This is a genomic window from Paraburkholderia sp. WS6 (assembly GCF_030464835.1).
Taxonomy (GTDB): Bacteria; Pseudomonadota; Gammaproteobacteria; order Burkholderiales; family Burkholderiaceae; genus Paraburkholderia; species Paraburkholderia madseniana.
In genome coordinates this window covers 75,606-85,691 of sequence record NZ_JALQCK010000043.1, presented here as the reverse complement: position 1 = coordinate 85,691, position 10,086 = coordinate 75,606, and the positions used below count along the sequence as shown (strand labels likewise).

General features: G+C 62.3%; 7 protein-coding genes. 3 read left to right on the top strand and 4 right to left on the bottom strand.

Features of this window, described 5'->3' with window-relative positions:
- Positions 1-952: 952 nt before the first annotated feature.
- Positions 953-2,920: a bifunctional tRNA (5-methylaminomethyl-2-thiouridine)(34)-methyltransferase MnmD/FAD-dependent 5-carboxymethylaminomethyl-2-thiouridine(34) oxidoreductase MnmC gene (gene mnmC, locus M0D64_RS35890; protein WP_171925288.1), complete on the bottom strand. Its 1,968-nt coding sequence runs from the start codon at positions 2,918-2,920 to the stop codon at positions 953-955.
- 414 nt (positions 2,921-3,334) lie between these two features.
- Between mnmC and M0D64_RS35885 the strand changes: the two genes are divergently transcribed.
- The gene (locus M0D64_RS35885) at positions 3,335-3,613 is read left to right on the top strand and encodes an HU family DNA-binding protein (RefSeq protein ID WP_006050811.1); all 279 of its coding nucleotides are present in this window, start codon (positions 3,335-3,337) and stop codon (positions 3,611-3,613) included.
- Positions 3,614-3,736: 123 nt separating this feature from the next.
- Here M0D64_RS35885 and M0D64_RS35880 read toward each other — a convergent pair whose 3' ends face one another.
- From M0D64_RS35880 to M0D64_RS35870, 3 genes are all read right to left on the bottom strand, one after another.
- Positions 3,737-5,065 (bottom strand): GTP-binding protein, encoded by a 1,329-nt coding sequence (locus tag M0D64_RS35880; RefSeq protein ID WP_171925287.1) that lies wholly within the window; start codon positions 5,063-5,065, stop codon positions 3,737-3,739.
- Positions 5,066-5,222: 157 nt separating this feature from the next.
- On the bottom strand, positions 5,223-5,672 hold the full coding sequence (locus M0D64_RS35875) for a lytic transglycosylase domain-containing protein (protein WP_093634514.1): 450 nt from the start codon (positions 5,670-5,672) through the stop codon (positions 5,223-5,225).
- Positions 5,673-6,018: 346 nt separating this feature from the next.
- Positions 6,019-6,195, bottom strand: a complete 177-nt coding sequence (locus tag M0D64_RS35870) for a hypothetical protein (protein WP_171925286.1) — start codon at positions 6,193-6,195, stop codon at positions 6,019-6,021.
- Here M0D64_RS35870 and gspD point away from each other — a divergent pair.
- Positions 6,189-8,519 (top strand): type II secretion system secretin GspD, encoded by a 2,331-nt coding sequence (gene gspD, locus M0D64_RS35865; protein ID WP_154558750.1) that lies wholly within the window; start codon positions 6,189-6,191, stop codon positions 8,517-8,519. The genes M0D64_RS35870 and gspD overlap by 7 nt on opposite strands.
- Positions 8,516-10,084, top strand: coding sequence for a type II secretion system ATPase GspE (gene gspE / locus M0D64_RS35860; protein WP_301717709.1), 1,569 nt, complete (start codon positions 8,516-8,518; stop codon positions 10,082-10,084). Before gspD ends, gspE begins: the two co-directional genes overlap by 4 nt.
- Positions 10,085-10,086 lie beyond the last annotated feature (2 nt).

Below are 10,086 nucleotides of genomic sequence, written 5' to 3'. Positions count from 1 at the left end.
ACTCAACTTCGACTGCGCCGTCACTATTGCCGGAGGGAGAACTTAACAGCCCTGGGGTGTGAGTGGCCATGCTGGAAAAAATGAAAACGCCGACTTCATCGTAATGGGTTCTCCTTGGCAGCAACGGCAGACAACACGAACCGGCGCAAACACCGGCGAGCGGATGAACGCATGAGGCGCTCACTGTCGCGATCGCTTCGCGTGACCCGCGTTGCGAGTTTTCAACGATCGGATGATCTGAATGTGCCGCAGCCGCAAGGGGCGCAGCGCATTCTGGGGGCGGCCGTAGCTACCGGCCCGGCACGGTGAAAGAACGCCGTCGACTTTGAATCAGATTCTGATTGCGCGGCACCGTTCCATTGCAGCGTGTGCGGCCAGCGGCGAGGCACGACGCGGAAAAGAACGGCGATTGTGCCATAGCTTTTTCAGACTTGACCGAAAAGACAGGAACATGCAGGCAAAACGGTAAAAACGTACGTTATCTTCGCGAGATGAGGAAAAAGCGACCGTTTTAAAACCGGGTCGGGCTCTCATAGCGTACAGATTCGACGTTGCAGATGTGTTTCCTGGCACACGGCCGGCGGCGTTTTCCTTCAACTTTCGACGCTTCGGGCTCAACGATTGCGCTCGATCTCGGGACGGCCTTTCTGTTTACAGGTTTACCGTATGTATACGTAGTAACAGTTAACAAGGTGACTCGTTTTCTGTGGATAACTCCGGTTTACCGAATTGATTCATCGGCTTGCCGCTCGCATAACAGGATGCACAGCGTGTGCGGCAGCGGAGGGTATACAAGGGTAACTTTTCGCGATTTTCGGCCGCGGCAAAGTTACCCCGTTTACGTCCACAACGGTTCCACATGAGTTGCGCCGGTAAACGGCGCGGTTATCCACAAGTTTCAGTGGATAACTTTTCTTGGCGCCGATGTTCGGTGCGCGCGGTTAACTACGGGTTAACTCACCGTACCCTGGCGCAACGCACGCAAGAGGAAGCGGGCAGGATCGATGTCTTCGGCCAAATCCCGTTCGAGCGGCCACGGTTCACCTTCGATCTGCGAGGCGATCAGCTCCGCTCCAAGTGCCGCCCATACCAGACCGCGAGAACCGTACGCGAACCCGCCGTACAAGCCGTCGACGCGTGGCAGATCGAGCGGCCATGCGCCACGCAGGCGCTGGGCATCGCGGGCCGAGGCGGCTTCGTCGGCGAAGTTGCCGATCATCGGCATCCGGTCGCTCGTGACGCAGCGAAACGCGACGCGCCCGGCGAGCTTCACCGCCTCTGCCGGGTCGACGATGCCGTCAAAGGCCGGCAGCATCTGCGCAACGCGCTCGAGGTTTTCCAGATGGCCATCCGGTCGCAACGCGGTGTCGGGGTCGTCGAGTTCGTAGGTGGCGCCGGTCAGCGTGACGCCGTCGGCGAGCGGGACCGCGTAGCCTTCGCCTATAACCGGCATCTCGAGTGTGAGCACCGTGCCCGGCGGCAGCAAAGTCAACTGGCCGCGGATGCTGCGGGTCGGCGCGTACTGCAAACCGGCGAGCCGCGCGGCGTCGTGCGCGCTCGCGACAATGACCACCGGCGCGCGCGCGATGGCTTGCCCAGTTGCGTCGAAGACGGTCCATTGATTGCCGGACCGTTCGAGGCGCGCCACGTCTACTCCGAAGCGGCGTTCGAGCAGCCCGCCCGCGGCTGCGCACTGCGCGGTGCAAAGCGACGCCGGGTCGATCCAGCCGCCTTGGGGGAAAAGCCAGCCGCTTCGCGCGAGCGGCATGCCCGCAAGCCTTTGCGCCTCGTTCAGCGAAACGGGCGTCACATATTCCGCCGGGTAACCGAACGCGGCGATTGCCTCGCTCATCGAGCGGGCTTCTTCGTCGTCCGCGGCGATCTGCAACAGCCCTGGCGCGCCGCGCAATGGACGGTAACCAAGCCGTTCGAGCGCGGCCCAGCGTCTGAGCGTGTAGAGAAAGCCCGCGCGCGTGACGCGCGAAGCGACGCTGTCGTCGCGCGAGATCATGGGATGGAACACGCCGGCCGGATTACCCGAGGCGTCCTGAGCCACCGACGCGTGCCGCTCCAGCGACGTGACGCGCCAGCCGCGTGCGGCCAGCCGCTCGATCGCCGCGCAACCCGCGAGGCCGGTGCCGATTACGATCGCATGCCGCTCATCGACTTCAAGTGGCGCGGGCGGCTCATAGCGGCGGACACGCCAGCGCGGCGCGAAATGGCCGACCAGCATCGCGCGTTTCCAGCCGAAACCATCGACTTTTTGGTACACAAAGCCGTTTTGCGTCAACGCGCGCTTGATGTCGCCGGCACTGCTGTAGGTTGCGAATGTGGCGTTCTCGCCGGCCATCCGGGCGAGCGCCTTGAAGATCGCCGGCGTCCACATTTCTGGGTTTCTTGCCGGGGCGAAGCCGTCGAGATAGAACGCATCGGCGCGCAGCCTCAACGCCGGCAGGCTCTCCGCGGCGTCAGCGAACACCAGTGTCAACGTGATTCGCCCACCCTCGAATTCGAGCCGGTGCGTGCCGGGGACGAGCATCGGCCATTCAGTTGCCAGCGTTTCCGCGAGCGCGGCGATCTCGGGATTCGAGATCGTCGTCGCATAGACGCTGCGCAAATCGGCTTGAGTAAACGGATGCTTCTCGGTCGACACGAAGTGCAAGCGCTCGCAGCGCGCCGGATCGGCACGCCAGGCGGCCCAGGTCATCAGGAAGTTGATCCCCATGCCGAAGCCGGTTTCGAGCACGGTGAAGACGCGGCGGTCCTGCCATCGCTGCGGCAGTCCATTGCCGCGGAGAAAGACGTATTCAGCCTGTTCGAGACCGCCGACAGCGCTGTGATAGATGTCGTCGTAGAACGGCGAAAAAGGCGTGCCGTTGTCGCGAAAAGCGAGGACGGCGGGGATCAGCGGATCGGTCATGCGCGGCGGAAATGACGCTCGAAAGAGCGAGTCAGACGTTACCGCCAGCGCGCGCAGCTCGCCGGGCGGCGAAAAAGACGCGCTGCAACGTTGGCAAAAACCAACGCTAAGCCCCGTCCATACTGGGTTTCAGCCTTCAATTGGGCTCTGCGAGGAGGAAAAAGGAGGGTTTCCCCTCGATATCTGCCCCAGAACCGCTTAAATCTTCGAAACCCTTATCCTGATTGGGTTTGCGCTGCGCTATCATAGCAAGCGCCGCGAAGGGAGCGGCAGCACGGCCGACGGGCAGTCACTGCCCGGCGCTAATTGTCCGGAGGGGATCCGGAGCCGCAGCTGCTCGACGGCGCGGCCCGCGCACGTATAATCGGCGCGTTCGCGCTGTTCGTGTCAACCTAAACTCAGAAAGGAACCTTAATGAACAAACAGGAACTGATCGACGCCGTCGCAGGACAGACCGGCGCCAGCAAGGCTCAAACCGGTGAGACGCTGGACACGTTGCTTGAAGTGATCAAGAAGTCTGTGTCGAAGGGTGACGCGGTCCAGTTGATCGGCTTTGGCAGCTTCGGTTCGGGCAAGCGCGCAGCACGTACGGGTCGTAACCCCAAGACCGGTGAAACTATCAAGATCCCGGCCGCCAAGACCGTCAAGTTCACGGCTGGTAAGGCGTTCAAGGACGCAGTCAACAAGCGCTAAGCAGATTACTGCCTGGCAGTTGACACCCGCCAACGGCGGGTTTTTTTTCGTCTGCGATTTCTGTTTAGCCGCGACGGGCGTCGCGGTTAAACAGTCAGCACCAAGCGGAAAGGCCGCTCGAGCTTAATCGTGGCGATGCACGATTTCGCCGTGGCCATGACCGTCGTGGTCGTGATCATGGTGATCGTGGTCATGATCATGGTCGTCTTCGTCGAAGTCCCATGTCGGGAACGGATCGGCGAATTGTTGCCACGCTTGCGGTCCCGCCGCGTATTCCTCATCGGTCAGGAGGCATGCGTCGAATTTCGCTTGCCAGACAGCCGGGTCGATGCCGACGCCGATCATCACCAGTTCCTGGCGGCGATCACCGATGCTCAGATCGTCCGGATCGCCGTACCAGTCGGCGGCAATTTCGGCGGCCAGCTCGTCATCGCCGTCCGGCCATTCGCTGCGATCCTGCGCGGCCCACCACATCCCCGCCGGACCATGCCGGCAAGCGCCACCCGCCTGCGACAGCGAACCGGCGATGTCGTTACGCGTTGCGAGCCAGAAGAAGCCCTTGCTGCGCAAGACGCCCTTCCACTCCTGATGCAGCAACGCCCACAGGCGCTCCGGGTGAAACGGCCGCCGCGCGCGGTAAATGAAATTGCCGATGCCGAATTCGTCTGCTTCACCGTGATGGGCATGGCCGTGTTCATGGTCGTGCTCATGTTCGTCGTTAAGCGACGCCAGCCAGCCCGGTGCGCTAGATGCCTCGTCGAAATCGAAACGCCCGGTGTTCAGCACTTCGGCCAGCGGCACTTCGCCGAAACGGCTCACCACCTGCACTGCACGCGGATTGATGCGGGCGAGGATGCGCTGCAAACGCGTGAGTTCATCCGCGCTCACCAGATCGGCCTTGTTCACCACCAGCACATCGCAGAATTCAATTTGCTCGATCAGCAATTCGACCAGCGTCCGATCGTCCTCTTCAGTCGCCGCGATGCCCCGCTCGGAGAGTGCGTCGGCTGAACCGTAGTCGCGCAGGAAGTTGAACGCATCGACCACCGTCACCATCGTATCGAGCTGTGCAACGTCGGACAGCGACGCGCCGTCGTCGTCGACAAAGGTGAAGGTTTCGGCGATCGGCATCGGTTCGGCCACGCCGGTCGACTCGATCAGGATCGCATCGAAGCGCTTTTCACCGGCAAGCCGCTTGATCTCGACCAGCAAGTCGTCACGCAACGTGCAACAGATGCAGCCGTTCGACAGTTCGACGAGCTGCTCTTCGATATGCGAGAGCGCGGCGGCGTCGCGCACGAGCGTTGCATCGATATTGACGGCGGCCAGATCGTTGACGATCACGGCGACGCGCAAACCGGCGCGATTCGCGAGGATGTGGTTCAGGAGCGTGGTCTTGCCGGCGCCCAGAAAACCGGAGAGCACGGTGACGGGCAATAGCGGCTGGTTCATCGCAGTACGGTAAAACAAGAGGATTGGAAGGCGTGCCGGGTTGGGGTCGCATGACTCCGGGGCCGGAAGACGGCCGAACACCGACGGCAGCACGAAGCCGCATTGTGCATCAAACGGGGGGCGGCCGCGTGACGGGCCGGATCGGGACGCGGGTGAGTCAGCGTGCAGCAGCCGGCATCAGATTCCACTTGCGCAGGATCGCGGCGATCTGCATCGCATACTTATCACGCAGTGCCGGCGTCTCGGAGTGATACGCGCCGACCGCCTGCCAGGTATTGCCGTACTTGTTCATCTGGCGGCGCAGATGCCATGCCGCGATATAGACGTTCTTGCAAGGCTCCATCAGCGTGCCTTGCGAGATACCGTACTGCGCGAGCACGGGCAGATGGATCGAATTGATCTGCATCACGCCGTAGTCGGTCGAGCCGTTTGCGTTCTTGTGCTGCGCGTCCGGCCGATTGTGTGACTCCTGCCACGCAATTGCGCGCAGAATCAATGGGTTGACCTTCTGATACTTCGCCGCTTCGTCAAAGCAATCGGCGCGTGCCTGCCCTGCTGCGATCAGCACGGCAAGTCCTGCGGCGACGGTGACAAAGGTTCGTTTCATCAGTCAAGACGACTAAACAAATCGCAAGGGTAAGATTTGGTAAGGCCATACATCGGCCATACTTCAGTCTCTGGCAGCCGGTGAGGCGTACTGGCCGGGCTTTCGTCGGCCATCGGGGAAAACCCGTGTTGGCAAGTCACAACCAGTACCTCGAACGGCTCGTATCATACCGACAGAGTTACATGCGTCAAGTTGGCTAACCGACATAATCAAGCGTAAAACGAAGCGCTTCTGCGGTTCGGCGCACACAAGCGCGTTTGCTTTCAATTGATTGACAGTCTGCGACGGTCTTTAGAGTAATCGCACGGCGCCGTTCGTTTTGTGACAAATCCGACATGAAAAACTGTTACTGTTCCTTTTTTTCGGGCATTGGATGTCCGGCATCCAAGGCGTTGATCGCTTGTGAAGCCGGCTGGCAGACCGACAGGGCGGCGGCCTGCTCAAATGTTCGCACTGCATGACCGTTGGCGGCTGTGGCCGTCGGCATCGATCCCACATTCCATGAGAAGAAATCGTATGGCATTGCGTCGCGTCGCAACGGCGCTGCTGGTGGCTGGATTGATCACCGCGCAGACAGCACAGGCACAGGTGACACTCAACTTCGTGAACGCCGATATCGACCAGGTGGCCAAGGCGATCGGCGCGGCGACCGGCAAAACGATCATCGTCGACCCACGCGTGAAGGGTCAGCTCAACCTCGTGTCGGAAAACGCCGTGCCTGAAGATCAGGCGCTCAAGACCTTGCAATCCGCTTTGCGGATGCAGGGCTTCGCGCTGGTTCAGGACCACGGCGTGCTGAAGGTCGTACCCGAGGCCGATGCCAAGCTGCAAGGCGTGCCGACCTACGTCGGCAATACGCCGGTGGCGCGAGGCGATCAGGTGGTCACGCAGGTGTTCGTGTTGAAGAACGAGTCGGCCAATAACCTGTTGCCGGTGTTGCGTCCGCTGATCTCGCCGAACAATACCGTGGCGGCCTACCCGGCCAACAACTCGATTGTCGTGACCGATTACGCCGACAACGTGCGGCGTATCGCACAGATCATCGCGGGTGTCGATACGGCCGCCGGCCAGTCGGTAGCGGTCGTGCAGTTGAGGAACGCCAACGCGATCGACATCGCCACGCAGTTGACCAAGATGCTCGACCCGGGCGCGATCGGCAGCACCGACGCGACGCTGAAGGTGTCGATCACCGCGGACCCGCGCACCAACTCGCTGCTGATTCGCGCGTCGAACGGCGGCCGGCTAGCAGCCGCGAAGCAACTGGCGAAGGAACTCGACTCGCCGACCACCATGCCCGGCAACATGCACGTCGTGGCGCTGCGCAACGCTGACGCGACCAAGCTCGCGAAGACCTTGCGCGGGATGCTCGGTAAAGGCGGCGACACCGGCTCATCGGGTGGCTCGAACGAAGCGAATTCGTTCAACCAGAACGGTGGTGGTGGAGGTGGCTTTGGCAGCAATTCGACGGGCACGTCGGGTACGCCGCCGCTGCCGTCGGGCGGACTCAACAGCAGCTCGGGAGCGTCACCATTGGGCGGTGGCGGGGGCGGATACGGTTCGAGCGGCGGGTCGGGTTCAGCCGGCCTGCTCGGCGGCGACAAGGACAAGAGCGACGACAATCAGCCGGGCGGCATGATCCAGGCGGACTCCGCGACCAACTCGCTGATCATCACGGCGGCCGAGCCGGTGTACCGCAACCTGCGAGCGGTGATCGACCAGCTCGACGCGCGGCGCGCGCAGGTCTATATCGAGGCGCTGATCGTCGAGTTGAACTCGAACACGAACGCCAATCTCGGCATTCAGTGGCAGGTCGCGAACAATTCGATCTTTGCCGGCACCAACCTGGCGACCGGCACCGGCAACAGCATCATCAATCTGACGGCTGCGGCCGCAGCGACGGGCGCTACCGGCGGTCTCGCCGGGGCGCTCGCAACCCAGAATATCCAGCAGGGCCTCAACGTCGGCTGGATTCACAACATTTTCGGTGTGCAGGGACTCGGCGCGCTGTTGCAGGCACTTTCGCAGACGCAGGATGCGAACGTGCTGTCGACGCCTAACCTCATCACGCTCGATAACGAAGAAGCCAAAATCGTCGTCGGTACGAACGTGCCGATCCAGACGGGTTCGTATTCGAACCTCACGAGCGGCACTACCAGCAACGCATTCAATACGTTCGACCGCGTCGATGTCGGCCTGACGCTGCACATCAAACCGCAGATTACCGAGGGCGGGATTCTCAAGCTGCAGCTCTACACGGAAGACTCGGCGATCGTGAACGGCACGACCAACGCGGCGACCAATCCGGCTGGTCCCGAGTTCACCAAGCGTTCGATCCAGTCGACGGTCCTCGCCGATAACGGCGAAATCATCGTGCTGGGCGGCCTGATGCAGGACAACTACCAGGTCAGCAACAGCAAGGTGCCGTTGCTGGGCGATATTCCGTGGCTTGGCCAGTTGTTCCGTTCGGAACAGAAGACCCGCGCCAAGACGAACCTGATGGTGTTCCTGCGCCCCGTGATCATCACCGATCGCGATACCGCGCAGGCCGTGACGTCGAACCGTTACGACTACGTCCAGGGCGTGACGGGTGCGTACAAGTCGGACAACAACCTGATCAAGGACAAGGATGATCCGGTGGTTCCGCCGATGCCGATCGGCCCGAGCCAAGGTGGTTCGCCTGCGATGAATCTGTTCGATCTCGACAGGATGCGTCGTCAGCAGATGGCGCCGCCGCCGGTCACGAATGGTGGCGCTGTGCAGACGAATCCGGTCACGAATGGCGGTGCTGTGCAGACGAATCCGGTACCCACGGCACCGTCCACGGCGTCGCCTGGAGTGCAGCCGTGAGCACGCCGTCCACGCCGCCGTCAGCTCCGGGATCGTCCGCAGCGGCGCGCGTCGCTGCATCGACGCAAGCCGGGGCGATTTCGCCCGCTGTCGTGGCGGAGCATGCCGAACGCATCGCGCCGTCGGCGGTCGCCGCACGGCTCGTGCCCTACGGCTTCGCCCGAGGCGGCCAGATTCTGGTCGCGCATCAGCACGCCGATAGTCTCGAAGTCTGGATCAGCGAACGCACCAGCGATGCTGCGCTTGCCGAAGTCGCACGCAACTTCGGCGCGTTGTCCGTGGTGCGTGTGCCGGCCGACGAACTTGCGCTCGCGATCAACCAGGCTTACGCGCGCCAGGACGGCAGTGCGGCACAGGTGGTCGGCGAAGTGGAAGGTGAAGTCGATCTGTCGCGTTTGATGCAGGACATTCCCGAGATCGAGGATCTGCTCGAGTCGGAAGACGACGCGCCGATCATCCGCATGATCAACGCGCTGCTCACGCAGGCCGCACGCGAACAGGCCTCGGATATTCACATCGAGCCGTTCGAGACTTCTTCTGTGGTGCGCTTCCGTGTCGACGGCACGTTGCGCGATGTCGTGCGGCCGAAAAAAGCGCTGCACGGCGCGCTGATCTCGCGGATCAAGATCATGGCGCAGCTCGACATTGCGGAAAAGCGTCTGCCGCAGGACGGCCGGATCACGCTGCGCGTCGGCGGACGTCCGGTCGACGTGCGTGTCTCCACATTGCCGACCGGCCACGGTGAACGCGCGGTGCTGCGTCTGCTGGAAAAAGACGCCTCGCGCCTGAATCTCGAAGCGCTCGGCATGGCCCCCGACACGCTCGTCAAGTTCGACAAACTGATCGGCAAACCGCACGGCATCGTGCTGGTGACCGGCCCGACCGGCTCGGGCAAGACGACCACGCTGTACGCGTCGATGTCGCGGCTCGAGACCGCGACCACCAACATCATGACGGTCGAAGACCCGATCGAATACGACCTCTCAGGCATCGGCCAGACGCAGGTCAACGAACGGATCGGCATGACTTTCGCGCGGGCGCTGCGCTCGATTCTGCGGCAGGATCCGGACGTCATCATGATTGGCGAAATCCGCGACCTGGAAACGGCGCAGATCGCGGTGCAGGCGTCGCTCACGGGTCACCTTGTGCTGGCGACCCTCCATACGAACGATGCGGCTTCGGCCGTCACGCGTTTGACCGACATGGGCGTCGAACCCTATCTGCTGGCGTCATCGCTGCTCGGCGTGCTGGCGCAGCGGCTGGTGCGGCGCCTGTGCCCGGTATGCCGCGAAGAACGCGTCGAAGAGGACGGCAGCGTGCGCTGGCATCCGGTCGGTTGCGAGAAATGCGGCCAGTCGGGTTACGCGGGACGTCGCGGTGTCTACGAACTGCTTCTGATTGACGACGAAATCCGCACGCTGGTTCACCGCAACGCATCCGATGCGGAAATTCTCACTTCGGGCCGCGCGCAAGGCATGCGTACGCTGCGCGAAGATTCGGACCGCTGGCTCGCCTCCGGGCTGACGTCGCTCGAAGAAGTGATCCGCGTAACGGGCGGAGCATAAGC